This is a genomic window from Halomonas sp. ML-15, from assembly GCF_014779595.1.
In the GTDB taxonomy this organism is placed as follows: domain Bacteria; phylum Pseudomonadota; class Gammaproteobacteria; order Pseudomonadales; family Halomonadaceae; genus Franzmannia.
On record NZ_JACXZT010000019.1, the window covers coordinates 138,320 to 163,768 of the forward strand.

Genomic DNA, 25,449 nt, shown 5'->3' on the forward strand with positions numbered 1-25,449 from the left:
GTGGCGGAGCTGAGAAGCGAAGAAGAGCAGCTTGATGCCATCAAGGCCTGGTGGAAGAACAATGGCACCTCGCTGATTGCCGGGGTGGTGATCGCCATTTCCGGTGTGCTGGGCTGGAACGCCTGGCAGAACTATCAGGAGAATCAAGCTGAAGCGGCCTCGCTGCGCTATCAGCAGCTGCTCAGCCTGGCCGCCGATCCCGACCTCGATGAGGGCGGCCGCGCCGAAGCGCGCGGGCTGATCGACGAAATCACCGATAACCACGGCCGCACGCTCTACGCCGATCTGGCGCAGTTGATCGAGGCGCGCCTGGCAGTCGCCGAGGGCGATCTGGCCTCGGCGCGTGCCGCCCTCGGCGACGTCGTCGACGGCAATGCCCGCGACTACGTCCAGGCCCTGGCGCGGCTGCGCCTGGCCCGGGTACAGATCGCCGACGGCAATCCCGAGGCGGCCCTCGAGGTGCTCGACAGCGGCATCCCCGATTCGCTAGCGGCCCAGCGCGAGGATATTCGCGGCGATGCCTTCGTCGCGCTGGAGCGCGACGACGACGCCCGCAACGCCTACCGCCAAGCCATGGCGCTGGCCGTGGAATACGGCCAGTCGCTGTACGGCGTACAACTCAAGCTCGACAACCTCGGTGCGGAGGATGCCACCCTATGAAACCGACTCTCGTGATCGCCGCCGCGGCGCTGGCCCTGCTGGCCGGCTGTGCCGGCAAGGTGGAACCGCAGTATCCGCCCAAGGAGCTGACCAGCTTCGATGAGCAGGCCAACCTGAATACTGCCTGGAGCCAGCGCGTCGGTCGCGGCCTGGGCCGTGCCACCTACCCCATCGGCCCGTCACGTGAAGACGGCGTGATCTTCGCCGCCGACGAGCGCGGTGAGGTCTATGCGCTGGACGCCGAGAGCGGCGACACCCTATGGCGCAAGGACCTCGATACGCCGGTCTCCAGCGGTCTCAACGCGGTGGCCGGCCAGGTCTACCTGGGTACCCGCAACGGCGAAGTGTTGGCGCTGAACCAGAACGATGGCGAGATCGTGTGGCGTACCCGGGTCTCCAGCGAGGTGCTGGCCGCGCCCCAGGCCAACCAGCAGCTGCTGGTGGTACAGAGCGTTGACGGCAACGTCACCGCCCTGGATCGCAGCAGCGGCAATGAGGTGTGGGTGCACTCCAGCTCCCAGCCGGCGCTGACCCTGCGCGGCACCGGCACGCCCCAGGTCATCGACCCGGTAACTTTCGTCGGCTTCGCCAACGGCCGCCTGGCCACCCTCGACAACCGCAGCGGCCAGCCGCTGATGGAGATGCGCGTTGCCGTACCCCAGGGCCGTACCGAGGTCGACCGCCTGGTGGATCTCGACGGTCAGCCACTGCTGACCCCCGACGGGCGTCTCTACGTGACCAGCTACAACGGCCGCCTGCTGGCCATGGAGGCCACCTCCGGCGAGATCCTGTGGGAGCGCGAGCACTCCAGCTATCTCTCGCCGCTGCTGGTTGGCGATACCCTCTACACGGTCAATGAAGCGAGCCACATCCTGGCCCTCGATGCCCTCTCCGGACGCCTGCTGTGGCGTTCCGAAGACTTCGAAGGCCGCTGGATCACCGCCCCGGCGCTGGCCGACAACAAGCTGGTGTTCGGTGACTTCGAGGGCTACGTTCACCTGCTCGACCGCAACAGTGGCGACGTCATTGGCCGCACCCGGGTCAACCGCTCGGGTATCAGCCTGCGCCCGCTGACCGACGGCCGCTGGGTCTACGCCCTGGCCAACGACGGGCGCCTCGAAGCTCTGCAGATTCGCGAGACACAATGAACCCAGTCATCGCTCTGGTCGGCCGACCCAATGTCGGCAAGTCCACGCTCTTCAACCGCCTGACCCGCTCGCGGGACGCCCTGGTGGCCGACTTCCCGGGCCTCACCCGCGATCGCAAGTACGGTAACGGGGCGCTCGGCGACAAGACCTATACGGTGATCGACACCGGCGGCATCAGCGGCGACGAAGATGGCATCGACGCGGCCATGGCCGAACAGTCGCTGCTGGCCATCGACGAAGCCGACATCGTGCTGTTCATGGTCGACGCCCGCGCCGGCCTGATCGCCGCCGACGAAGCGATCGCCAACCACCTGCGGGTCAACCAGAAGAAGACCTGGTTGGTGGTCAACAAGACCGACGGCCTCGAAGAGCACTCCGCAATGGCCGATTTCTGGCAGTTGGGACTCGGCGACCCGCACGCCATCGCCGCCGCCCACGGCCGCAATGTCACCTCGCTGATCGACGCGGTGCTGGCGCCCTTCCCCGAGCGGGAAGAGAACGCCGCCCCGACGGATATCAGCAACGGCATTCGCATCGGGGTGATCGGGCGACCCAACGTCGGCAAGTCGACCCTGGTCAATCGCCTGCTCGGTGAAGAGCGAGTGGTAGTCTTCGACGAGGCCGGCACCACCCGCGATGCCATCGAGATCCCTTTCGAGCGCCGCGGCAAGCCCTATGTGCTGGTGGATACCGCCGGGGTACGGCGCCGCAAGAACGTCCGCGAGATCGCCGAGAAGTTCTCGATTATCAAGACCCTCGACGCCATCAAGGAGTGCCACGTGGCGATCATGGTGCTCGACGCCCGCAGCGGCCTGGTCGAGCAGGACCTGCATCTGCTCGACTATGTACTGAGCAGCGGTCGTGCCCTGGTACTGGCGGTCAACAAGTGGGACGGTCTGGAGGCGGAAGCCAAGGACAAGATGCGCGCCGAGATCAAGCGCCGTCTGGGCTTCGCCGACTACGCCGAGATGCACTTTATCTCGGCGCTGCACGGCACCGCGGTGGGCGACCTCTACCCCTCCATCGATCGCGCCTTCTCCTCGGCCAATAGCCACTGGTCGACCAATCGCCTGACCACTATCCTGCAGGACGCGGTCAGCGATCATCAGCCACCGCTGGTCCACGGCCGCCGCATCAAGCTGCGCATGGCCCACCAGGGCGGCAGCAACCCGCCGATCATCGTGGTCCACGGCAACCAGACCGCGGCGCTGCCGGATGCCTACAAGCGCTACCTGACCAACACCTTCCGCAAGGTGCTCAAGGTGCGCGGCACGCCGATTCGCTTCGAGTTCCGCTCCGGCAGCAATCCCTTCGACAGCGACGCCGGCGCCAGCGACCGCGAGAAGGCCAAGAAGCGTGAACTGGGCCGCACCAAGGAAGCGCGCAAGAATCGTCGCTGACGGCCACTGGTATGCTTTGATTGCCGAGGGGCGCCTGAATCAGGCGCCCCTCGGCGTTTCTCAGGATGCCGGCACGACCCGCACCAGCGCTCCCTCAGCGTGATCGGTGAGCAGGTAGAGATAGCCGTCGGGCCCCACCCGCACGTCACGGATACGCGCCTCGAGTTCCTCGAAGAGGACCTGCTGCTCGACCACGCGGCCCTCCTCGCGGACCAGACGCCGCACCTGCTGACCGGCCAATGCAGAGACGAACAGGTCGCCCTGCCAATCCGGGAAGGCTGCGCCGCGATAGAGCGCCATGCCAGAGGGCGCAATCGACGGCGTCCAGTGCAGCAACGGCGGGGTGAAGGCTGGCAGCTCGCGAAACGGCGTAATCCGCGCCCCGGTATAGTCGACACCATGGGTGGTCAGCGGCCAACCGTAATTGGCGCCGGGCTGAATGCGGTTGAGTTCATCGCCGCCGCGAGGACCGTGCTCGTTGATCAGCAGCTCGTCTCGCTCGGCATCGAAGACGATGCCCTGGACGTTGCGATGACCGATGCTATAGAGCTCCGGGCGTGCCGTGTCGTCGCCGAGGAAGGGGTTATCGTCGGGCACCTGGCCATCAAGAGTCAGCCGCACCAGGCTGCCCAGATGGTTGGCGGCATTCTGTGCCTCCTCGCGATAGTCGAAACCGTCACCGAGGGTCAATACCAGCGTCTCATCGGGCAGCAGCGCCATGCGACCACCATAGTGCGCCGCGCCACGCTTGGCCGGTGAGGCGCAGAACAGTACCTCTCCGCCGCTGAGGCCCTCGCCGTTGAAGCGCGCCCGCCCCAGACAGGTATTGTTGGCGCTCAGGTCGCCATAGGCATAGCTCAGGTAGAGCAGCCCGCTGTCGTCGAAGTCTGGCGCCAACATCACCTCGAACAGCCCCGCCTGCGCCTCGGCGAAGACCTCGGGCACTCCGCTCAGCGGTTCCTCGCGCAAGCGCCCGTCGGCCTCGACAAGGCGCAGCCGCCCCGGGCGCTCGGTGACCAGCATGCGGCCATCGGGCAAGAACGCCAGCGACCAGGGGTGTTCGAGGCCCTCGGTCACGGTTTCGAGGCGATAGTCGGCGTGGGCCAGGCCCGTCAGCAGCAGCGTCACCATCATGCCCTGCATATATCGGCATATCATGAGCGTCTCCCCACACAACGGGCGTAGACCAAGCCGCCTAGCGCGGCGCCGGCGAGCATCGCCAGGGTGCCGGTCAGGCTACGCGTGGCGGCGATCAGGGTCGGCATCGGCGCCATGGCGTCCACCACCATGAACGCCAGCCACACGCCCAGCGCAGCGGCCGCGGCGTACACCAGGCCGGCGGGGAGCGGCAGCCAGCGGCGGCCGAGCGCCGCCAGCGGCAGCGAAGCACTTAGTGCGGCCGCCATCAGGCCAGCATAGAGGGGAGCGAACCCGAGCAGGTCGTGGAAACTCGTGCTCAGCCGCGTGGCCAGGCTGATCTCGGCCCCCAGTGCGGCGAGTGCCGCCAGGTTGAACTGAGTCTGGATCAGTGAGCCGCTCAGGGTGGCGACCAGCAGCGCCAGCACGAAACCCAGCAGTCTCGCTCTCCATCTCGCCATCATCGACATTCCTTGGTCATTGGTTGGCGGTGACCACGCGGCGCGAAATATCTTGGCAACCCGCTACACTGGCCCTAGAATGCGCGCGCCCCGCGGCCGCTCCCGGGTGCACCCGGCTATTATCCCATGCCCAGGAGTTCATGATCATGTCGTTTCTCGCCTTTCGTCTGCGCCGCCGCTGGCGGCTGCTGCTGCCCACCGGACTCGCGCTGCTGCTTGCCGGCTGCCTGGCGATGCCCCAGACCAGCCTGTTCGCCATGCGACTGGCGGTGACCTCGCTGGGAGTGGAAGACGTGCGGATCGGCCCCTATGCCATCCGTGCCGGTCTCGACACCTCCGACATCACCTCCCTGATCGCCTCCAGCCTCGGCACCGGCAGCCTGCCGGTACAGGCTACCCTGGCGATGGGCCTGGGGCTGCCCCGGGGCATGCCGCCAGTGGAACTCAACGGCTTTCGCTGGACCCTCGACGTCCCCGACGCCGAGCCGATCAGTGGCAACTACGAGGAGCGCGTGGCGCTGACTCCGGGCGACGACGCCGACCTGCGCCTGCCGGTGAGCTTCGACGTGCTCGGCGACCGTCAGCGCTTCGCGCCGATGGTGCAGCTGGCCAGTCAGTTGGCCAACCGCGGCGAGCTGCCGCCGGGCAGTGAGCTTGCCATCACCCCAGGCGGGGTACGCGGGCTCGGAGTCAGTCTACCACCCGGCCTGTGGATGCCCACGGTGCGCTTTAGCGTCAATCCGGATGGCAGTCTGACACCACAATCCTAGGCCTAGCGCTACGCGTCCAGGCGCTGCTCCCCAATCCACTGGCAGGCGAACTGCCAGGCGGCTCGCCCGCTGCGGCCGCCACGCAGGGTAGCGAAGCGGATCGCCGCCTCGCGGGCCTCGGCGTGCCAGTCTTCCGGGCCGCCCAGCCGTACCACCCAGTGCTCGCAGACCTCAAGGTAGGTGGCCTGGTTGAAGGGGTAAAACGCCAGCCACAGGCCGAAACGATCCGACAGCGAGATCTTCTCCTCCACCGCATCGCCGTGATGCAGCTCGTCGCCCACCAGTTGAGTCTGCTGGTTGTCGGCCAGCGACTCCGGCAGCAGGTGGCGACGGTTGGAGGTGGCGTAGAGCAGCACGTTGTCGGGGGGCCCGGTCAGAGTGCCATCCAGCACGCTCTTGAGCGCCTTGTAGGCATCGTCGTTGGCCTCGAACGACAGATCGTCACAGTAGACCACGAAGCGCTGCGGCTGATCGCGCAGCTGCTGGACCAAGCCCGGCAGCCCGGCCAGATCATGGCGGTCGACCTGGATCAGGCGCAGTCCCTCGCCGGCCAGGGTGTTCAGCAGCGCCCGCACCATCGACGACTTGCCGCTGCCCCGTGAGCCCCACAGCAGAGCGTGATTGGCCGGCAGCCCCTGCAGGAAAGCCCGGGTGTTGGCCAGCAGGGCGCGTTTCTGACGTTCGACCCCGAGCAGATCGTCCAGGGTAGCGGCATCGCGAACTGGCACCGGGAGAAGTTGTCCACCTAGTGGGTGGCGCTGCCATAGCGCGGCCACGTCATGGGACCAGTCGATGCGTCGCGACGGGGGCGGCAGAAAGGCCTCGACGCGGTCGAGCAGGTTGGCGAGTCGCGCGGACAGCTCGGCATCCATGAACGGATTCTCCCTCTGGTTGACCTTGGTGGGTATCCGGGTATCTTGTGGCAGGTCAGTGGCTTTCGTCCACTGCCTATGGACGGACTACGAGGACGCTTGACCATGCGCTGGATCCCCCGAATTGCCATTGGCGCGCTGTGTATATCGCTCGCCGCCTGCGCCAGCTCGCCCACCGGGCGTCAGCAGTTCACCCTCTACTCGGATGAGCAGCTCAATCAGATGGGCCAGCAGGCCTTCGAACAGTATCAGGAGGACCTGACCGTGGTCGGCGGCGCCCACGCCCGCTATGCCGAGTGCATCGCCGATGCCCTGGTGGCAGAGCTATCCGGTCGCGACCGCGACTACAACTGGCAGATTCGCGTCTTCCAGGATGACTCCGCCAACGCCTTCGCCCTGCCCGGCGGCTACATGGGCATTCATACCGGTCTACTCGACATCGCCACCAATCAGGATCAGGTCGCCGCGGTGGTCGGCCACGAGATGGGCCATGTGATGGCCAACCACGCCAACGAGCGGGTTTCGACCCAGTCGGCGACCCAGGTCGGCATGTCGATCCTCTCTTCGGTGGCCGGCCTGCAGGGCCCCCAGGGCGAACAGATGCTTGGCCTGCTTGGCGCCGGCGCCCAGTACGGCATCATGCTGCCCTTCTCGCGCCGCCACGAGAGCGAGGCCGACGTGATTGGCCTGCGGCTGATGGCCGAGGCCGGCTTCGACCCCCGCGCCAGCGTCACGCTATGGGAAAACATGCAATCGGCCAGCGGCGGCGAGCCGCCGGTGTGGATGTCGACCCACCCCAGCCAAGGCCAGCGCATGGCGGGGTTGGAGGCCAATATGGACGACGCCCTGTCACGCTACGAGCAGGCGCGAAGCGCCGGCCGCCAACCCAACTGCCAGCGCCCTGGCTAAGACATTACTGAGCCGATGCTACGACTTGGACTACTGCTGCTGATCGTGCCCGTCATCGTGTTGATGGGCGTCTACTTCTGGGAACTCGGCGACGTACGCGAGTGCACCCTCTCCGGCGGCTACTGGGACTACCTCGACGGCGTGTGCCGCGACACTCCCCAGCCGTTCGTCTCTTGGCTGGAACGCTACCCGCTACTGGTCAACGGCGGCATGCTGCTGTCGGTGCTGGGCCTGGTGCTCTGCATGGTAGGGTTTTACGTCAAGCAGCGCTGAAGGCCAGCCCCCGCGGCAAGCGCGGGGGCTGGTATTACGACGTGGCGTCGGCGCGCTCCTCATACAGGTAGCAAGCCACCGAGTGCTCGCGGGCAATCAGCCGCCGCTTGGGCGATGCCTGGGCGGTGAACGCCACGCCTAGACTCCCCTCCCGAACTTCGACCTGGGCCGCCTGCCATAGCGACGGATGCTTGGCCGAGAGAATCGCCTCGAGCTCCTGACTCGCCGCCGCTGAGTCGGCGCCTTCCGCCAGCGCCAGCTGCGCGTTCAGGCCAGTCACGCTGACGCCACCCAGATGACGTATCTCGCCGCCGTGAATCCGCCATTCGCTGAGCGCCGTGGCCACGTCGCGCCCCTCCCAGCCGCAGTGGGCCATGGCCTTGGGGCAGCGGGTATGGAAGTGGCAGCCGTTGGGCGGCTCTACGGCGCTGGGAATCTCCCCGGCGCTCTCCAGCGGCGCCTTGACCACCGCCGGGTCCGGCTCGGGGCTGGCATCGAGCAGCAGCTGCGTGTAGGGGTGCTTGCGCTCCTGAATCAGGGTATCGGTGGGCCCCACCTCGACGATCTCGCCGAGGTACATGATCGCGGTGCGGTCGGCGACATAGCGAATGGTCGGCAGGTCATGGCTGACGTAGACGAAGGAGATGCCCAGCTCGTTGCGGAAACGCCGCATCAGGTTGAGCACCCCGGCGCGGATCGACACATCGAGCATCGACACCGGCTCGTCGGCGACCATGAAGCGCGGCTCGAGAATGATCCCGCGGGCGATCGCCACCCGCTGCCGCTGGCCCCCCGAGAGCTCGTGGGGGAAACGATCCTGATAGGCGCTGGCCGGCTTGAGCCCGGCCCGCTCCAGCGACTCGACCACGCGCTGCTCCAGCGCATCGCCCTCGGCCAGACCGTGAATGATCAGCGGCTCGGCGACGATATCGTGGATGGTGAAGCGCGGATTGAGGGTCTGGTACGGGTCCTGGAAGATCATCTGCGCGCTGCGCCTGAACGCCTTGAGCGCCGGCCCCTTGAGCGCGGCGATATTGACGCCGTCGAAGCGAATCTCGCCGGCGGTGACGTCCTGCAGTCGCACCAGCAGCTCGCCGGTGGTGGTCTTGCCCGAGCCCGACTCTCCGGCCAGGCCAAGGATTTCCCCCTCGCGCAGATCGAAGTCGATATCGTCGACGGCGTGAACCTGGCGAGACTTGTGCTTGCCGCGCAGGCCATCGAGAAAGCCCTGCTCCACCGGGAAGTACTTCTTCAGCCCCTCGACCTCGAGAATCGGCGTCTCACTCATGCGCCGCTCCAGGCTGCCCGCGCCCTGTACCTGCTCACCAAGGCGCTCGCCGGCGATCTGCCAGGTGGCGTTCTGCGCCGCCCGCTGACGGAAATCCACCGCTTGCTCGGGGTAGTGGCAGGCCGCATGGCGGCCCTCGCCCACCGCGGTCAGCGGCGGCGTCTCGCTGGTGCAGCGCTGGGTAGCAAACGGACAGCGCTCGGCGAAGCGGCAGCCCGACGGCGGGTTGAGCAGATCCGGCGGGCTGCCGGGAATCGAGATCAGCTCGCGCTGGGCTCCCTCCAGGGTCGGGAAGGCGTTGGTCAGACCCATGGTGTAGGGGTGGAAGGGGCTGGCGAACACCTCACGCACCGGCCCGGTCTCCATCAGCTGGCCGCCGTACATCACCGCTACCCGATCGCAGGTCTGCACCACCACCGAGATATCGTGGGTGATGAACATCAGCGCCAGGCCGCGCTCGCGGCGCAGCTTGGTCAGCCGCGAGAGGATCTGCGCCTGGGTCACCACGTCGAGGGCGGTGGTCGGCTCGTCGGCGACGATCAGCTGCGGGTCGAGGGCCAGCGCCATGGCGATCACCGCGCGCTGTTTCATGCCGCCACTCATCTCATGAGGATAGGCGGAGAGCCGTCCGGGATCGATGCCCACATCGCGAAACAGCTGCTCGGCGTGGGCCCAGGCGGCCTTGCGGTTGATCTTGCGGTGCGCACTCATCGCCTCGAGGATCTGATCGCCGACGGTATACACCGGATCCAGGGCGTTCATCGCCGCCTGGGAGATCCAGGCGATCTCGTCCCAGCGCACGCGGCGCATCGCCTCCGGGTCGAGGCCGAGCAGATCGCGGCCAGCGAAATCGATGCGCCCCCGGGGCACCAGGCCATTCGGCGGCAGCAGCCGCAGCATGGCCTTGGCCGCAGTGGTCTTGCCGCAGCCGGACTCCCCGACCAGGCCCAGCGCCTCGCCGGGCTTGAGGGCGAAGCTCACCCCGTCCACGGCCTGCACCGGGCCGGCGCCAGTCTGGTAGTGAATGGCCAGGTCATCGACGGTCAATAGTGGAGATGTGCTCATCGACGTGCCCTCAGTCGCGGATTGGCCACCAGCTCGAGCGAGCGGGAGATGAAGAACACGGAGAGCACCGTGATCATGATCAGCAGCCCGGGTGGCAGGTTCCACCACCAGGCCTCGCGCCAGGCCCCGGAGAGCCGTGCGTTATGCAGGATGCCGCCCCAGGAGATCGACTGCGGCGGCCCCAGGCCGAGGAACGACAGCGTCGCCTCGGCGATGATCGACACCCCGACGATGATGGCCAGCTCCAGGAACACCAGCGGCATCACATTGGGGAAGATATGCAGATACATGATGCGCAGGTCCGACGCCCCAGCGACCCGCGCCGCCTTGACGAAGGGCCGCTCGCGCAGGCTCAGCACCTGGGAGCGAATCAGTCGCGCCACGGTGCGCCAAGTGAGCAGCGACACGGCAAGAATGACGATGAACAGACTGGGCTGGAAGAGCAGTACCAGGATCAGCGCAAAGGGCTCGAAGGGAATCCCGTACATGACGTCGACGGTACGCATCAGCACGGTCTCGGTGCGGCCGCGGAAGTAACCGGCCACCAGACCCACGTTGGCGCCGATCAGCACCACCAGGGCGGCGCCGAGAAAGCCCACCAGCAGGGCGATCTGCGAGCCGTGGACGTTCTGGCTGAAGAGATCGCGGCCGAGATGGTCGGTGCCGAACCAGTGCTCGCCGGAGGGCGGCGCCAGGCGATTGACGAAGCGATCCGAGCCCAGCGCGAAGTAGTGCTCTTCGGTAACCATCAATGCGCGCAGGTGGCGCTCCTCGTCGCTGGGTATCAGCTGCCAGTCACCGCCCGGCTCACGCTCGAAGACGATGCCGCTGCGGCCCACCGCAAAGGCGTGGCCCTCGTCGGTGATCCAGCCGGCGCGCATGGCCCGGGAGTCCGGAGCATCCTGGCTCTGCCAGCTGGCCTCGGCGTCATCACGGACCAGCAGGGTACCGCGCTCGCCGACGATCAGGCCGGCCCCGCTGTCGGCGATATGGATATGATTGAGCTCACGGTTGCCGGGCAGCCGCTCCAGGGTCGGGGCGTCGTCGTCGGGATCGAGGCGCAGCGCCAGCCCTCGGTCGCCCACCAACCAGGCGCTGCCGTCGGCGTCCAGCGCTACGGCGTTGAGGTCGAAGCCACGCCCAACCGGACTCTCAAGCGACTCAACGTCGCCGCTGGTCAGATCCAGCCGCCAGATGGTCTCGCCGCCGCCCACCAGCAGCGCGGTGTCATCATCGCGCCAGGCGATACCGTTGATCCCCAGTGGTTCGGGCATGTCGAAGGTCTGCCAGGTATCGTCGGGGGTCCACAGCGCTACCGTGCCCTGGGCGCCGGCCACCAGGGTGGCGCCGTCCTGGCGAATATTGACCGCGTGCAGGGTGGTCGACAGCGGCGTCTCGAGGGGCGACCAGTCGCCCCCCGCATAGCGCCATACCACGCCGTCGCGGCCCACCGCCATGCCCAGACCGTCACGGTAGTCGGCGGCATTCAGGGTGGCGTCGCCCAGCGGCGGCGAGGCCAGCCAGCGCACCTGCCCGGCGTCGACGCTGCGCGTGAACAGCGAGCCCTCCTCGCGCTCATTGACCGCCAGCGGGGCGTGAGTCGAGAGCACCGGGGCAAACAGCGCCATGGCAATGATCGACAGCAGCACCGCCAGCCCCACCAGCGCCAGCCGGTCCCCGAGGATCGCCCTGATCGGCTCCTGGGCGCTTTTCATCAGTCGTGATCGGTTCATTTGAAGCTCACCCTCGGGTCCAGCATGGTGTAAAGGATGTCGACCAGCAGGTTGAGGGTAATGACGAAGGCCGCCATTACCAGGAAGCTGGCCTGGGCGAGGGGGAAGTCGGAGGTGCGCACCGAGTTGAGGATTTCACGCCCCAGCCCCGGCCACGAGAACACCACCTCGACCACCACCTGGCCGCCGGCGGCCAGGCCGATGGTGACCGCCAGCTGGGTGACCACCGGCAGCAGCGCATTGCGCGCGGCGTGAGCATAGAGGATGCGGCGTTCCGGCAGCCCCTTGGCGCGGGCCATCTCGATAAAGTCCTCGCCGTACACCTCGAGCATGGTGTTGCGCATGATCAGCAGCGGCGAGCCGAGGTAGTAGAGCGCCACCACCAGGGCCGGCAGAATCAGGTGATGCAGGAAGTCGAGAGTGAATATCTTGTCGAGAAAGCCGGAGGCCTCGTAGGGCAGCGTGCGCATGCCGCTGGTGGGTAGCCAGCCGAGCCCGATGCCGAAGATCAGGATGGCGATCATGCCGGTCCAGAACATCGGCGCGGAGCGAAACATCAGGCCGACGAAGATGCCACTGGTGTCGGCGCGGCTGCCACGCCGCCAAGACAGCCAGGCACCCAGGGGTGCGCCAACCCCATAGGCCAGCACGATGGCCGGCAGCATCAGGATCATGGTATTGCCGAGCCGCTCCCAGATGATGTCCGCCACCGGCGCGCGGTAGTGGAAGGAGTAGCCAAAATCGCCCTGGACGATATTCGCCAGGTAGATGAAATACTGCTCCCAGATCGGCCGGTCGAGGCCGAAGCTGGCGCGTATGCGCTCACGCTCCTCAGGGTTCAGCCCCTCGGTGATCAGCGCGGCAGTGGGGTCGGGCAGCCCCAGACGAAACAGGAAGAACAGCAGGGTGGCGATGATGAACAGCGCCATGAAGCCGTGCAGCACACGGCGTATCAGATAGCTTCTGCGTGACGACATGACGGACTCGCTGTAAACGGCCGTCCACCCCGCTCAGCCTCGTGAGCATAGCGGGGTGGCGGCACCTCTAAGGAAGGCGATGGTCTCGGGGATGCGCTCAGCGCATCAGGCGACCATCCTCATCCCAGCTGTAACCCGCCTCTTCCAGCTCGGCGCGGGCCGCGTCCATGTCGAAGTCGAAGCGCTCGATAAAGGCTTCGTGCCAGAAGGTGTTGACCGGCGCGATCACACTGGAGCCCACCTCGCCGCGGCCGTCGAGCAGCACGTTGACCATCCGCTCACGGTCGCTGGCCATGGTCAGCGCACGGCGCACGGCGCGGTCGTCCAGAGGCTCGCGACGCAGATTGTAGGTCATGTGGAAGTAGCCGAAGTCAGGCACGTTGACCACGGTGAGGTGGTCCTCGCTCTCGGCCAGGGCAATCTGACCGGGCTCCATGCGCCAGGCGGTGACATCGATCTCGCCGGTCTGCAGGCCGGTATAGACCCCTTCCATGTCGGCATAGATGATGAACTCGACGCCGTCGACGGCAATCTCGTCGGCATGGAAGTGGTCGTCGAACTTGCTGATGGCCATGAATTCGCCGCGATCGAAGCGCTCGTACTGGAAGGGCCCGGAGCCCACGGTGGGCACCTCCTCGGGACTCAGTGTCGAGGCGTCGTCGATCTCCGACCAGATATGCTCGGGCAGGATCGGGATCTGCGACAGCGAGATGCTGGCAAACGACGCCGAGGGCTCGCTGAGATGGAAGTGGACGGTATGCTCGTCCACGACCTCGGCGTTATCCAGCGCCGCCAGGTAGGAGTTGAAGTAGCTGTAGTCCTGGTCGAGGTAGTAGTTCCAGGTAAAGGCCACATCACTGGCGGTGAGCGACTCGCCGTCGTGGAAGGTCATGCCCTCGCGCAGGGTCACCGCCACGGTAGTGTCGTCGACCTGCTCGACCTCCTCGGCGGCCCAGGGCAGCGGCTCGACATCGGCCGACAGGCGCACCAGGCGATCATAGTAGAGACGCATCCACTTCCATCCCCATACCGAGGTGGAAGCCAGCGGATTGAGGTTGTCGGGCTCCTGGGGGCCGCCGATGCGCAGGGTGCTGCGATCCCCCACCGGCGTCGCCTCCATCGGACCCCACTCGCTGTAGAGCCCCTCGCCCGCCATCGGCTCGAAGCCCTCGAAGGCGTCGTGGTTGAAGGCCACCACCTCATCGCGGTGGAACAGCACCACCAGCGGCGCGTCGGGCTTGTAGAGCTCCTGCATCTCCATCACCAGCCGCTGTCGCTCATCCGGATCGAAGGCCTGTGACTGCTGGTCGAACAGCGCATCGAACTCGGGATTTTCGTAGCCGCCGGGATTATTGCCGCCGGGGTTGGCCTGGCGGGAGTCGAGGGTGCTGAGGAAGAACTGCGGATCGAGTCGGTCGGTACGGCCGCTCCAGCCGAGGATGGTAGCGTCAAAGTCCTGCTGATCGTAGAAGCGCTCCAGGGCGGTACTGAACTCGGTGGGCTGGACATTGACCTCGAAGCCCAGCTCCTCCCAGCGCTCGGCGATCATGAAAGCCGCTTCGTAGCGAATCGGATCATAGGACTCGGTGGTGGTCATCAGGTCGATCGAGGGCACCGCCTCCTGGGCCAGCGCCTGAGCGCTAAGCGAGGCCGCGGTCAGGCCCATGGCGCTCGCCAGGAGCGTTCTCTTGAAACGCGTCACTGCAACATTTTTCACTGTTATCTGCCTCATCGTGAGTTGTTATTAGGAGATTTGGCGTCTTTACAACAAAGACTTCTGGCCAGGCTAGGAAAGCTCGCCACCGCCGTCAAACGCTCGATTAAACGCAAAGGCCATGGACACACGCACGCGCCCCGCCGGTCCGGGGCCGGCGGGGGCATGCGTTTGATACAGTGAACAACTAGAGCGCGCGGCGCAGCTCGGCCAGTACCGGGCCGGTATCGGGGGTCTGGCCACGCCACAGGCGGTAGGACTCGGCGGCCTGGCCGACCAGCATGCCGAGGCCATCAATCGGGCGCGCGCCGCGCTCGCTGGCCCAGCGCAGGAATACCGTGGGCTCGGCGCCATACATCATATCGTAGGCGCTGGCACCGTCCGCGAAGAGGTCGTCCGGCAGCGGCGGCAGATCGCCAGCGAGGCTGGCGCTGGTGCCATTGATCACCAGGTCGTATGTCCCTGCCACATCAGCGAAGCCGCCCCCCGAGATCACTCCCAGGTCCTGGAAGTCGGCGGCCAGTGCCATGGCCTTCTCGGCGGTGCGGTTGGCCACCAATACACTGGTCGGCCGGGACGCCAGCAGCGGCTCGAGCACCCCACGCACCGCGCCACCGGCACCCAGCACCAGCACCCGGGCGCCAGCCAGCCTAACACCATTAGCCTCGAGGTCGCCGACCAGGCCCACGCCGTCGGTGGTATCGCCATGGGTGACGCCCTCGGCGCCCAGCACCAGGGTATTCACAGCCCCGGCGCGGCGAGCGCGCTCGCTGAGACTGTCGCACAGCCGGTAAGCCTGCTCCTTGAACGGCACGGTGACGTTGGCGCCGCGCCCCCCTTCGGAGATAAATCTCTGCCAGGCGCCGGCGAAGTCATCCAGCGGCGCCTCGATGGCGGTGTAGTCGATATCGTCGCCCAGCGCGGCGGCGAAGGCGGCATGAATCGCCGGCGACTTGGAGTGCGCCACCGGATGGCCGAATACGCAGTAGCGGTCAGTCATAAGGCCTCTTCTCCCAACCAGTCGCGGGGCCGTAAATAGTCCCGGTAGAGCGCCTCCTCAGGGCTGCCGGGCGCCGGGGTATAGCCGTACTCCCAGGCGGCCAGCGGCGGTAGCGACATCAGGATCGATTCGGTGCGCCCGCCACTCTGCAGGCCAAACAGGGTGCCACGATCCCACACCAGGTTGAACTCTACATAGCGACCGCGGCGATAGAGCTGAAAGTCACGCTGCTGTTGGCTATATTCATCGCCGCGGCGGCGCTGCACGATCGGTACATAGGCCTCGATAAAGCTGTCGCCCACGGCGCGCTGGAAGGCGAAGCAGTGCTCGAAACCGCCTTCGTTGAGATCGTCGAAGAATAGCCCGCCAACGCCGCGAGTCTCGTCGCGATGCTTGAGATAGAAGTAGTCGTCGCACCACGCCTTGTAGCGGGGGTAGACGTCATCGCCGAAGGGCGCACAGGCGTCGCGAGCGACGCGGTGCCAGTGGCGTACGTCGTCGAGCACCGGATAGAAGGGGGTCAGATCGTAGCCGCCGCCGAACCACCATACCGGCGTCTCACCGGCCTTCTCGGCGATAAAGAAACGCACGTTGCCATGGCTGGTGGGCACATGGGGGTTTCTCGGGTGCAGCACCCAGGATACCCCTACGGCGTGGAAGCTGCGGCCGGTGAGCTCGGGGCGAGCCGCGGTCGCCGAGGGCGGCAGCTGTGCGCCGTAGACGTGGGAGAAGTTGACGCCGCCCTTCTCGAACACGGCGCCATTCTCGATCACCCGCGAGCGGCCGCCACCGCCCTCCTCCCGGGTCCAACTGTCTTCACAGAAGTCGGCCTGGCCGTCTTCCGCGGCCAGCGCTTGGCATAGCCGATCCTGTAGATCGAGCAGGTAGTGCTTGACCTCATCGAGATGCGCGTGGGCCACGCTACCTCCCTAGACTCATCGGTTAAAAAAATAACGCATGACATAGTGCCGTCAGGCGCGCAGCACGCGCCCAGTGACCAGGTCGCGGATAGTACTGGGCGCATCGCGTCCGCCCAGCGGGCCATCGACGAGGCCCGCCAGGGCGGCGCCGAAATAGGCCTCGACCTGCTCCGCCGAACGCGCCTCGGGCTCGCCGGTCGGGTTGGCCGAGGTCGAAACCAGTGGCCCCCCGAAGGCGTCGCACAGCTCACGCACCAGGGGATGATCGCTGACCCTGAGCGCCACGCAGGCGTGTCCGCCGCGCACTAGCGGATGACTATGGCCGTTGTCCGGCACCAGCCAGGTGTTGGGACCCGGCCAACTACTCACCAGCGGCGCATGCAGTTCTGCTGGCAGGCCTGCCAGCCAGGGCGCGAACTGGCCGATATTTCCCGCCACCAGGATCAGGCCCTTGGCCGGATCGCGCTGTTTGAGTCGCAGCAGGGCGGTGAGCGCCTCGCCGCTGGCAGGATCGCAGCCCAGCCCCCAGACCGCTTCGGTGGGGTAGGCGATCAGCTCGCCACGGCTCAGGGCCTTGGCGGCCAAGGCAGCCGACAGGCGCGGCGTCGCGGATTCAGGCATGACAGACTCCTCGCCAAATGACAGGGCACAGAGTCTAGCATGGCCGGCCTGAGCGTTGATAAACCGCTATTGCGGCAGCCTGATCCAGCCCCCCACCGCCTGAGTGGCAAGCCCTTCCAGCTCGAGCTCGAGCAGCCGCAGCTGGCAGTCGCTGACGTCTTGTCCACTCAGCGCTACCAGGGCATCCAGCGGCGTTGGACGGTCACTGAGCAAGGCCAGCAGCGGATCCTGATCGCCAGCTGCGGCAGCAGGCGACAGCGCCTGGCTGGGCGGCGTCCAGTGCCCCAGCTCGGCGAGGATATCGGCCAGACAAGTGGCCATTGCCGCGCCGTCGCGAATCAGGCCGAGGCAGCCGCGTGCCTGGGGGTTGTGGATCGAGCCTGGGACCGCAAACACCTCGCGATTCTGCTCGATGGCCAGCCGCGCGCTGACCAGCGAGCCGCTCTTTTCGGCGGCCTCCACCACCAGCACGCCGAGGGACAGCCCGGTTACGATACGGTTACGACGCGGGAAGAACGCCGGATGCGCGGTGGTGCCGGGGGGATGCTCGGAGAGCAGCAGCCCGCCTTCGTCACGCAGACGGGTATAGAGCTGACGGTGGCGCTGGGGATAGATCACATCCACCCCGCAGCCGAGCACCGCAACGCTGCGGCCGCTGGCATCCAGCGCGGCCTGCTGGGCGGCGCCGTCGACGCCCAGGGCCATGCCGCTGATCACGCACCAGCCCTGTTCGGCAAGTTCACGGCCAAAGCGCTGGGCGTTGTGCAGGCCATCGCGGCTCGGCCGTCGCGAGCCGACCACTGCCAGGCCCGGCAGCGCCAGGGCGGCCAGATCGCCGCTGGCCCACAGGACCGGCGGCGGGTCGGCAATCTGATCAAGCAGTGCCGGCCACTGGTCATGCGCGGGGGTCAGCAGATGATGGTGGTCGGCCGCGGCCTCCCATGCCAGGGCGGCATCGACCTGTGCCTGCAGCGGGCTACGAGCGGGATGCTCGAGCCACAGCCGCAGATGGCTGCGCGCCGGTTCGGGCATCGCCGCCAGCCAGCCATCGGGCCAGTGCGGAGTGGTGCTGATCAGTTGGGCCAGGCGCCTGGGGCCGAGCCCGGGTAGTCCCGCGAGTACCAGCCACTCCCTGGCCGTCATGCATGTTCCTCCCTGATGGATATCGCGAGGTGTCGTACGACAACTGCCTGCGCTCGCCGACGTTTCGTGTAAAGCCTACTAGCGACGTGCCACGGATTCACTGCTGCTGGGATTAAAGATTCGATCGCCGATCGCCAGACTGCGGCTGGCGCGCATCACCAACGCATAGCTCATCCTGTCATAGCTCTTGAACACCATCACCAGGCCTGACTCTTCGCCAGGTAGGCGCAGCGACTCGTTGGTGACAGGATCGGTGACCAGCTCACCGCGCTGCTCGACGCTCAGCACATTCCCCGGGGTCAGGCCGTCGCGACGTCCACGGTCCAGCGCCACCACCTGCAGCCGGCCGATAAACTGGACGCCCCCCGGTACCGCCAGCAGCCGCCCCTCCACCGCCCGCTCCGGCGCCCGCGGCAGAAACTCGGTGACCAATTCACCGCTCTCCAGCGGCAGTACCAGATCGCCGTTGCGCACCTCCTGGGTGGCGCTCAGCACGTCGAGGGTGGCGATATCACCCTCGCGGCGCATCCAGCGCGCCTGGCCGACGCCGACCAACTCGAGTCCCAGGGACTCGCCGGTGACGCTATCTTCATAGGTCTCGCCGAGGCGATAGATACCTAAACGCCCCCCCTCGGGCAGATCGCCGCGGGCATAGATGCGGTCGCCGGCGCCACTGATCAGGCGGCGGTCGTCGCCGCCCACCACGTAGGCCTGCTCGTCGGCCAGCGCCGGGTCGTCGAGCACGCGGTACTCGGTGAGGAAGTTTTCGATACGCTCCAGCGGCAGCGGCGGTACCGCCTCACGCCGCGGGGTGCGCCGCACCTCCGGCGACAGCCTGACTTCGCCGCGCCCGCGCTCCAGACCAAGCCGCGGCTGGCCATTCTGATAATAGAGGTAGACGGTGTCGCCGGGGTAGATAAGGTGCGGATTGCGAATCTGCGGATTGACTTCCCACACGTCGGGCCACTGCCAGGGGTGGCGCAGAAAACGCCCGGAGATATCCCATAGAGTGTCGCCTCGCACCACCGTGTAGCGATCAGGTGCATCGCCACGCAGGCCGGCATCGCCGAGCCCCTGGCCCATGGCCGGCAAGCACAGTAGCAGCATGGCCAGCAGTGCCCAAGCCGCGAGCCAGCCATGCCATGCCCCCTGCCTCGCCTCACTCGTCTTCATCCTGTCGCTTCCCCTTGGTACGGTCCCGCTCAACGGGTTTATCGCTTTTATCGATGGCGCATGACACAACCGGCGGTTTCACTGCGCGCAGCCGCCCACTACAATATGGCCATATCCCTTGATAACAGCATAACGGTGATTTCAACGCCATGGCCAAGTTACCCATCCTCGAATATCCCGACGAGCGCCTGCGCACCAAGGCTGAGCCGGTGGCCGCAGTCGACGACGAGGTACGCCAACTGGTCGACGACATGCTCGAGACCATGTACCACGCACGTGGCATCGGCCTGGCGGCGACCCAGGTAGACGTGCACCGCCGCGTCATCGTGATGGACGTCAGCGACGATCAGAGCGACCCACGGGTGCTGATCAACCCCGAGTACACGCCCCTTGGTGACGAGCGCGAGCCACTCCAGGAGGGGTGCCTGTCGATCCCTGAGTACTATGCTGAAGTGCCCCGCGCCCTGCGCGTCAAGCTCAAGGCGCTGGATCGCGACGGCCAGCCCTACGAGCTCGAGGCCGACGGCCTGCTGGCGCACTGCATTCAGCACGAGCACGACCACCTCGAAGGCGTGCTGTTCGTCGACTACCTGTCGCCGCTCAAGCGCCAGCGGATTCTCAAGAAGATGCAGAAGCGTCACAAGCTGATGCAGGACGCCTAGCGCCATCTCATCATCCCCGAGCCGGCCCGCAGCAGCGCTGCGGGCCGCTTTGCTTATGGCCCAACGCCTGCCCCCGCAGCGGGTCGATCGGCTATCATGAGCGCACCGTTTTCCGATCCCTCAAGGCCCGACGTCATGACCCAAGCACTACGCGTCATCTTTGCCGGCACCCCCGACTTCGCCGCTACCAACCTGGCAGCGCTGCTCGACAGCCAGCACCGGGTGGTGGCCGTCTATACCCAGCCTGATCGCCCCGCCGGTCGCGGCCGTAAGCTCACCCCCAGCCCGGTCAAGGCGTTGGCCCTGTCCCACGACCTGCCGGTGTTTCAGCCGGCCTCGCTCAAGGACGGCGACGCCCAGGCCGAGCTGGCCGCCATCGACGCCGACATCATGGTCGTGGTTGCCTACGGCCTGCTCCTGCCCCAGGCGGTGCTCGATACGCCAGCGCTCGGCTGCCTCAATGTCCACGCCTCGCTGCTGCCGCGCTGGCGGGGTGCGGCGCCGATCCAGCGCGCCATCGAAGCCGGCGACAGCGAGAGCGGCGTCACCATCATGCAGATGGACGCCGGTCTCGACACCGGCGCCATGCTGCTTGAGCGGCGCACGCCGATCACCGCCACCACCACTGGCGGTGAGCTGCACGATACCCTCGCCGAGCTGGGTGGCGAAGCGATCGTCACCGCGCTGGATGCCCTGGCCAGCGAGGGGCTGACCGCCAGGTCGCAGCCCGAGGCAGGCGTGACCTACGCCGCCAAGCTCTCCAAGGCCGAGGCCGAGCTCGACTTCTCCCAGCCTGCTGCCCGCCTCGCCGACAAGGTGCGCGCGTTCAACCCGTGGCCAGTCGCCTGGTGCACCCTGGGTGAAGAGCGCCTGCGGCTATGGCTGGCCATCCCCGGCGAGGTCCGCCACGACGATCCCCGGCAGGTGGCTCCAGGCACGTTACTGCAGCACGATGAAGATGCCCTGCGCATCGCCTGCGGTCCCCACGGCGACGAGGTGCTGTGCGTCACCCAGGCACAGCTACCCGGCGGCAAGGCGCTGCCGATGCGCGAACTGCTCAAGGCCCGCGGCGAGCGTTTCACCGCCGGTACCCGGCTGTCACACCAGGAGACGACCCGATGAACGACGCGTCCACGTCCCAAGGCAGCGGTCAGGCACTGCGCGCCGCCGCTGCCCGCGCCCTGCTGCCGGTTATCGATGCCAAGGGGTCGCTTTCTGCCCTCGACGACGGCGATGTTCACCCCCGCGACCGCGCCCTGTTCCGCGCCCTCTGCTATGGCGTCTGCCGCAGCCTGCCACGCCTCGAGGCGCTCGCCGACGAGCTGCTGCGCAGCCCCTTCAAGGCCCGCGACCGCGATGTCCAGGCGCTGCTGCTGGTGGGCATCTATCAATTGCTCTACCTGCGCATCCCGGCCCACGCCGCGGTAGGCGAGACCGCCGGCGCCGCGCGGCTGCTGGGCAAGGCGTGGGCCACCCGGGTGATCAACGGCTGCCTGCGACGCCTGCAGCGTGAACAGAGCGCCCTGCAAGCCAAGGTCGACCGCGATCCGTGCGTCGCCCTGCTGCATCCGGCCTGGCTGCTCAAGGCACTGCGCCAGGCATGGCCGGATGACTGGCGCGAGATCGCCATTGCCAACAATACCCCCGGCCCCATGACGCTGCGTATCAATCGTCGCCGGATCAGCCGCGAGGTGTATCGCGAGCGCTTGCTGGAGTGCGGTCTGGAAAGCCGTCCCTGCGAGTTCGCCCCCGACGGTTTGACCCTGGAGACCCCCTGCGACGTCAGGGCGCTGCCCGGGTTCGCCGAGGGGGAGGTCAGCGTGCAAGACGAGGCCGCCCAGCTCGCCGTGGAGCTGCTCGGCCCGGTCCTGGCGCCGCGCCCCGGGGCACAAGTGCTCGACGCCTGCTGCGCCCCCGGCGGCAAGACCGCCCATCTTCTCGAAGCCTTCGAGATCGACCTGACCGCACTGGATAGCGACGCCCAGCGCCTGACCCGAGTCACCGAGACGCTGGATCGGCTGGGACTCAGGGCACGCGTCGAACAGGCCGACGCCAGCCGCCTGGAGGGCTGGGAGGCGGATCGCTTCGATGCCATCCTGCTCGATGCCCCCTGCTCCGGTAGCGGCGTGATTCGCCGCCACCCCGATATCAAGCGCCTGCGCCGCGCCGACGACATCCCTCAACTGGCGGCGCTGCAGGGACGCCTGCTCGACCGCCTGTGGCAGGTCCTCGCCCCCGGCGGCAGCCTGGTCTACGCCACCTGTTCGGTGTTTCCCGAAGAGAATGCCGATCAGATCAAGGCGTTTCTGGCCCGCACCGCGGATGCCCGCGTCACCACGCCCGCTGACGTTTCCTGGGGACGCCCGGCCGGCGACGGCCGCCAACTGCTGCCCCGCGAAGCCGGCCACGACGGCTTCTTCTATGCGCGGCTCGAAAAAGCGCGCCCCTGACACCCTGCTGACCCGCCGCCTGTCCTTCCCCGGGCGGCTGGTTTATGCTGTGCCGACGCATTACGGGGGAACAGGCGAGGCATGAAGATCATCATTCTCGGTGCCGGTCAGGTGGGTGGCACCCTGGCGGAGCACCTCGCCCACGAAGAGAACGACATCACCGTGGTCGACACCGACGGTGGACGCCTGCGTGACCTGCATAACCGCCTCGACATTCGCACCGTTTCCGGGCCCGCCTCGTACCCGATGGTGCTGCGCCAGGCCGGCTGCGAGGACGCCGACATGCTGATCGCGGTGACCAACTCCGACGAAGTCAACATGATCGCCTGCCAGGTCGCCCATACCCTGTTTCGCACCCCCACCAAGATCGCCCGGGTCCGCGCCACCGCCTATCTCACACGCAAGGGCCTGTTCGCCCACGAAGCGGTACCCATCGACGTGCTGATCAGCCCCGAACAGGTGGTGACCGACCATATTCGCCGCCTGATCGAGTATCCCGGCGCCCTGCAGGTGCTGGAGTTCGCCGGCGGTCAGGCGCAGCTGGTGGCGGTCAAGGCCTTCTACGGCGGCCCACTGGTGGGCCAGGAGCTGGGCTTCCTGCGCCGCCACATGCCCAACGTCGACACTCGCGTGGCCGCCATCTACCGCCGCAACCGGCCGATCATCCCGCGCGGCGATACCGTCATCGAGGCCGACGATGAGGTGTTCTTCATCGCCGCGCGCCGCGATATCCGCGCGGTGATGAGCGAGCTGCGCCGCCTCGACCGCGACTTCCGCCGGGTGGTAATCGCCGGCGGCGGCCATATCGGCGAGCGGCTGGCGGAAAACCTCGAGCACAGCCATCAGGTCAAGATCATCGAGCACGACCTGGAGCGCTGCACCACCCTCTCCGAGCGCCTCGACCGCACCGTGGTGCTGCACGGCAGCGCCACCAGCAAACGCCTGCTGCTGGAGGAGAATATCGAGGACTGCGATATCTTCTGCGCGCTGACCAACGACGATGAGGTCAATATCATGTCGTCGATGCTGGCCAAGCGGCTGGGGGCCAAGAAGGTGCTGACGCTGATCAACAACGCCGCCTACGTCGACCTGGTACAGGGCGGCGAGATCGATATCGCCATCTCGCCCCAGCAGGCCACCATCGGCAGCCTGCTGACCCACGTGCGGCGCGGCGATATCGTCAACGTACACTCGCTGCGCCGCGGTGCCGCCGAGGCCATCGAGGCGATTGCCCATGGCGACTCGCGCTCGTCCAAGGTGGTCGGACGCACCATCGACGAGATCGACCTGCCCAGCGGCACTACGATCGGCGCCATCGTGCGCGGCAAGGAGGTACTGATCGCCCACGATGACGTGGTGGTGGAGTCCGGCGACCACGTGATCCTGTTCGTGGTCGACAAGCGCCGCATCCGCGACGTCGAGCGGCTGTTCCAGGTCGGCCTGACATTCTTCTGATGAGGGAGCAACGCGTGGACGCCCGGACAAGGAGCGTGACGGCATGAGCCTGCGCGTGATTCTGCGCATCCTGGGACTGCTGCTGATGCTGTTCAGCCTGACCCTGGTGCCGCCGATTCTGATCTCGCTGCTGTTCAACGACGGCGTGTGGGATGCGTTCGCCATCGCCATGGCGATTACCGTGGCCACCGGTGCCCTGCTCTATCTGCCTAACCGCGACGCCCGCAAGGAGCTGCGCACCCGTGACGGCTTCCTTATCGCGGCGCTGTTCTGGACGGTGCTGGGAACCTTCGGTTCGCTGCCGCTGATGCTCGACGGTCCCTATGCCCTGTCGGTGACCGACGCGGTGTTCGAGTCCTTCTCGGGACTCACCACCACAGGCGCCACGGTGATCACCGGCATCGAGTTCCTGCCCGAGGCAGTGCGCTACTATCGCCAGCAGCTGCAGTGGCTGGGCGGCATGGGCATCGTGGTGCTGGCGGTGGCGATCCTGCCCACCTTGGGTGTCGGCGGCATGGCACTCTACCGCACCGAGATTCCCGGGCCGCTCAAGGACTCCAAGCTGACCCCGCGCATCACCGAGACCGCCAAGGCGCTGTGGTATATCTACGCCAGCCTGACGCTGACCTGCATCCTCGCCTACTGGGCCGCCGGCATGGACTGGTTCAACGCCATCGGCCACGGTTTCTCGACGGTGGCGCTGGGCGGCTTCTCGACCCACGATGCCAGTATCGGCCACTTCAATAGCGCCACCATCGAGATGATCTGCATGCTGTTCATGGTCGTCTCGGCGATGAGCTATAGCCTGCACTTCGCCGCCTGGCGCGAAAAGCGCCTGTCTCAGTATCTGCGCGACCCGGAAGCCCACTTCCTGCTGCTGTTCCTGCTCGGCCTGAGCATCATCGCCGTGATCACGCTGTGGCTGACCAATACCTACGCTGGCAGCGAGGGGTTGCGCAACGGGGTCTTCCAGGCGCTGTCCATCGCCACCACCGCCGGCTTCAGCGTCGCCGAGTTCTCGGCCTGGCCCGGTGCGCTGCCGTTCCTGCTGTTCGTTGCCGCCTTCGTCGGTGGCTGCTCGGGCTCCACCGGCGGCGGCATGAAGGTGATCCGCATCATCCTGATCCTCAAGCAGGGCATGCGCGAGGTGATGCGCCTGATCCACCCCAACGCGGTGATCGCGGTCAAGGTCGGCAAGGTCAGCGTGCCCGACAGCATCGCCCAGGCGGTATGGGGCTTCTTCTCGGTCTACGTGATGCTGTTCTTCCTGATGCTGATCGGGGTCATGGCCACCGGCGTCGACCAGGTCACCGCCTGGTCGAGCGTGGCCTCGACCCTCAACAACCTCGGCCCGGCGCTGGGCGACGCCGCCAGCCACTACGGTGACCTGCCCGACCTGGCCAAGTGGATTCTGGTGGTGGCAATGATTCTCGGCCGCCTGGAGATCTTCACCGTGCTGGTGCTGTTCACCCCGGCCTTCTGGCGCCGCTAGGCTCTGTCCGAAAACTGGCTGCGCTCGGCCATACGGCGTTAAAAATCGGCTCAAAGTACTCATTTACAACCCGTAAACTCCGTCTTTTCGCCGATTTTTGCCTTGTCTGGCCTTCGCTCGCCGACT

Annotated in this window: 23 protein-coding genes; 11 read left to right on the forward strand and 12 right to left on the reverse strand. The window is 66.8% G+C overall.

The features are described from left to right. The 3 genes from IEI94_RS12265 to der are packed head-to-tail and all read left to right on the forward strand — an operon-like array spanning nucleotide 1 to nucleotide 3,208. Complete coding sequence (locus IEI94_RS12265; RefSeq protein WP_191167600.1) at nucleotides 1-660, forward strand: YfgM family protein; 660 nt, start codon at nucleotides 1-3, stop codon at nucleotides 658-660. Next, entirely contained in the window at nucleotides 657-1,808 is a 1,152-nt protein-coding gene (gene bamB, locus IEI94_RS12270) for an outer membrane protein assembly factor BamB (protein WP_191167601.1), read from the forward strand. The genes IEI94_RS12265 and bamB overlap by 4 nt, the downstream gene beginning before the upstream one ends. Further along, entirely contained in the window at nucleotides 1,805-3,208 is a 1,404-nt protein-coding gene (gene der / locus IEI94_RS12275) for a ribosome biogenesis GTPase Der (protein WP_191167602.1), read from the forward strand. The genes bamB and der overlap by 4 nt, the downstream gene beginning before the upstream one ends. Nucleotides 3,209-3,268: 60 nt before the next feature. Here der and IEI94_RS12280 read toward each other — a convergent pair whose 3' ends face one another. Beyond that, nucleotides 3,269-4,366 (reverse strand): PQQ-dependent sugar dehydrogenase, encoded by a 1,098-nt coding sequence (locus IEI94_RS12280; RefSeq protein WP_191167603.1) that lies wholly within the window; start codon nucleotides 4,364-4,366, stop codon nucleotides 3,269-3,271. Then, the gene (locus IEI94_RS12285) at nucleotides 4,363-4,806 is read right to left on the reverse strand and encodes a hypothetical protein (RefSeq protein WP_191167604.1); all 444 of its coding nucleotides are present in this window, start codon (nucleotides 4,804-4,806) and stop codon (nucleotides 4,363-4,365) included. Before IEI94_RS12285 ends, IEI94_RS12280 begins: the two co-directional genes overlap by 4 nt. A gap of 146 nt (nucleotides 4,807-4,952) precedes the next feature. Here IEI94_RS12285 and IEI94_RS12290 point away from each other — a divergent pair, with 146 nt between their 5' ends. Next, a complete protein-coding gene (locus IEI94_RS12290) occupies nucleotides 4,953-5,576 on the forward strand; it encodes a hypothetical protein (protein WP_191167605.1) in 624 nt (207 codons plus the stop codon). 8 nt (nucleotides 5,577-5,584) lie between these two features. On the opposite strand, the gene IEI94_RS12295 is transcribed toward IEI94_RS12290, so the two are convergent. After that, nucleotides 5,585-6,448 carry an ATP-binding protein gene (locus tag IEI94_RS12295; RefSeq protein ID WP_191167606.1) on the reverse strand — a complete coding sequence of 288 codons (864 nt, stop codon included), beginning with the start codon at nucleotides 6,446-6,448 and terminating at the stop codon, nucleotides 5,585-5,587. 105 nt (nucleotides 6,449-6,553) lie between these two features. On the opposite strand from IEI94_RS12295, the gene IEI94_RS12300 reads away from it, so the two are divergent. Both IEI94_RS12300 and IEI94_RS12305 read left to right on the forward strand, forming a co-directional pair. Continuing rightward, the gene (locus IEI94_RS12300; RefSeq protein WP_191167607.1) at nucleotides 6,554-7,357 is read left to right on the forward strand and encodes a M48 family metallopeptidase; all 804 of its coding nucleotides are present in this window, start codon (nucleotides 6,554-6,556) and stop codon (nucleotides 7,355-7,357) included. Between the two features lie 15 nt (nucleotides 7,358-7,372). Further along, nucleotides 7,373-7,630 carry a hypothetical protein gene (locus IEI94_RS12305; RefSeq protein WP_076749196.1) on the forward strand — a complete coding sequence of 86 codons (258 nt, stop codon included), beginning with the start codon at nucleotides 7,373-7,375 and terminating at the stop codon, nucleotides 7,628-7,630. Between the two features lie 34 nt (nucleotides 7,631-7,664). Here IEI94_RS12305 and IEI94_RS12310 read toward each other — a convergent pair whose 3' ends face one another. From IEI94_RS12310 to IEI94_RS12350, 9 genes are all read right to left on the reverse strand, one after another. Then, on the reverse strand, nucleotides 7,665-9,983 hold the full coding sequence (locus IEI94_RS12310; RefSeq protein ID WP_191167608.1) for an ABC transporter ATP-binding protein: 2,319 nt from the start codon (nucleotides 9,981-9,983) through the stop codon (nucleotides 7,665-7,667). After that, on the reverse strand, nucleotides 9,980-11,716 hold the full coding sequence (locus IEI94_RS12315) for an ABC transporter permease subunit (RefSeq protein ID WP_191167609.1): 1,737 nt from the start codon (nucleotides 11,714-11,716) through the stop codon (nucleotides 9,980-9,982). Before IEI94_RS12315 ends, IEI94_RS12310 begins: the two co-directional genes overlap by 4 nt. Further along, nucleotides 11,713-12,693: an ABC transporter permease gene (locus IEI94_RS12320; protein WP_191167610.1), complete on the reverse strand. Its 981-nt coding sequence runs from the start codon at nucleotides 12,691-12,693 to the stop codon at nucleotides 11,713-11,715. Before IEI94_RS12320 ends, IEI94_RS12315 begins: the two co-directional genes overlap by 4 nt. A 97-nt stretch (nucleotides 12,694-12,790) precedes the next feature. Beyond that, a complete protein-coding gene (locus tag IEI94_RS12325) occupies nucleotides 12,791-14,359 on the reverse strand; it encodes an ABC transporter substrate-binding protein (protein WP_224750115.1) in 1,569 nt (522 codons plus the stop codon). A 235-nt stretch (nucleotides 14,360-14,594) separates the two neighbouring features. Beyond that, nucleotides 14,595-15,407, reverse strand: a complete 813-nt coding sequence (aroE, locus tag IEI94_RS12330; protein ID WP_191167611.1) for a shikimate dehydrogenase — start codon at nucleotides 15,405-15,407, stop codon at nucleotides 14,595-14,597. Next, nucleotides 15,404-16,327 carry an oxygen-dependent coproporphyrinogen oxidase gene (hemF, locus tag IEI94_RS12335; RefSeq protein WP_191167612.1) on the reverse strand — a complete coding sequence of 308 codons (924 nt, stop codon included), beginning with the start codon at nucleotides 16,325-16,327 and terminating at the stop codon, nucleotides 15,404-15,406. The genes aroE and hemF overlap by 4 nt, the downstream gene beginning before the upstream one ends. A gap of 51 nt (nucleotides 16,328-16,378) precedes the next feature. Then, complete coding sequence (locus tag IEI94_RS12340; RefSeq protein ID WP_191167613.1) at nucleotides 16,379-16,948, reverse strand: L-threonylcarbamoyladenylate synthase; 570 nt, start codon at nucleotides 16,946-16,948, stop codon at nucleotides 16,379-16,381. A 66-nt stretch (nucleotides 16,949-17,014) separates the two neighbouring features. Then, nucleotides 17,015-18,091: a DNA-processing protein DprA gene (dprA, locus tag IEI94_RS12345; RefSeq protein ID WP_191167614.1), complete on the reverse strand. Its 1,077-nt coding sequence runs from the start codon at nucleotides 18,089-18,091 to the stop codon at nucleotides 17,015-17,017. Between the two features lie 78 nt (nucleotides 18,092-18,169). After that, nucleotides 18,170-19,264, reverse strand: coding sequence for a LysM peptidoglycan-binding domain-containing protein (locus IEI94_RS12350; protein ID WP_191167615.1), 1,095 nt, complete (start codon nucleotides 19,262-19,264; stop codon nucleotides 18,170-18,172). Between the two features lie 149 nt (nucleotides 19,265-19,413). Between IEI94_RS12350 and def the strand changes: the two genes are divergently transcribed. The 5 genes from def to IEI94_RS12375 all read left to right on the forward strand — a co-directional run bounded on the left by def (nucleotide 19,414) and on the right by IEI94_RS12375 (nucleotide 25,323). Next, the gene (gene def / locus IEI94_RS12355) at nucleotides 19,414-19,926 is read left to right on the forward strand and encodes a peptide deformylase (protein ID WP_191167616.1); all 513 of its coding nucleotides are present in this window, start codon (nucleotides 19,414-19,416) and stop codon (nucleotides 19,924-19,926) included. Nucleotides 19,927-20,061: 135 nt separating this feature from the next. Continuing rightward, the gene (gene fmt / locus IEI94_RS12360) at nucleotides 20,062-21,048 is read left to right on the forward strand and encodes a methionyl-tRNA formyltransferase (RefSeq protein WP_191167617.1); all 987 of its coding nucleotides are present in this window, start codon (nucleotides 20,062-20,064) and stop codon (nucleotides 21,046-21,048) included. Then, nucleotides 21,045-22,376 carry a 16S rRNA (cytosine(967)-C(5))-methyltransferase RsmB gene (rsmB, locus tag IEI94_RS12365; protein WP_191167618.1) on the forward strand — a complete coding sequence of 444 codons (1,332 nt, stop codon included), beginning with the start codon at nucleotides 21,045-21,047 and terminating at the stop codon, nucleotides 22,374-22,376. The genes fmt and rsmB overlap by 4 nt, the downstream gene beginning before the upstream one ends. 81 nt (nucleotides 22,377-22,457) lie before the next feature. Continuing rightward, the gene (gene trkA, locus IEI94_RS12370) at nucleotides 22,458-23,831 is read left to right on the forward strand and encodes a Trk system potassium transporter TrkA (protein ID WP_191167619.1); all 1,374 of its coding nucleotides are present in this window, start codon (nucleotides 22,458-22,460) and stop codon (nucleotides 23,829-23,831) included. Nucleotides 23,832-23,874: 43 nt separating this feature from the next. Then, the gene (locus tag IEI94_RS12375; protein WP_191167620.1) at nucleotides 23,875-25,323 is read left to right on the forward strand and encodes a TrkH family potassium uptake protein; all 1,449 of its coding nucleotides are present in this window, start codon (nucleotides 23,875-23,877) and stop codon (nucleotides 25,321-25,323) included. The last annotated feature ends 126 nt before the right edge of the window (nucleotides 25,324-25,449 follow it).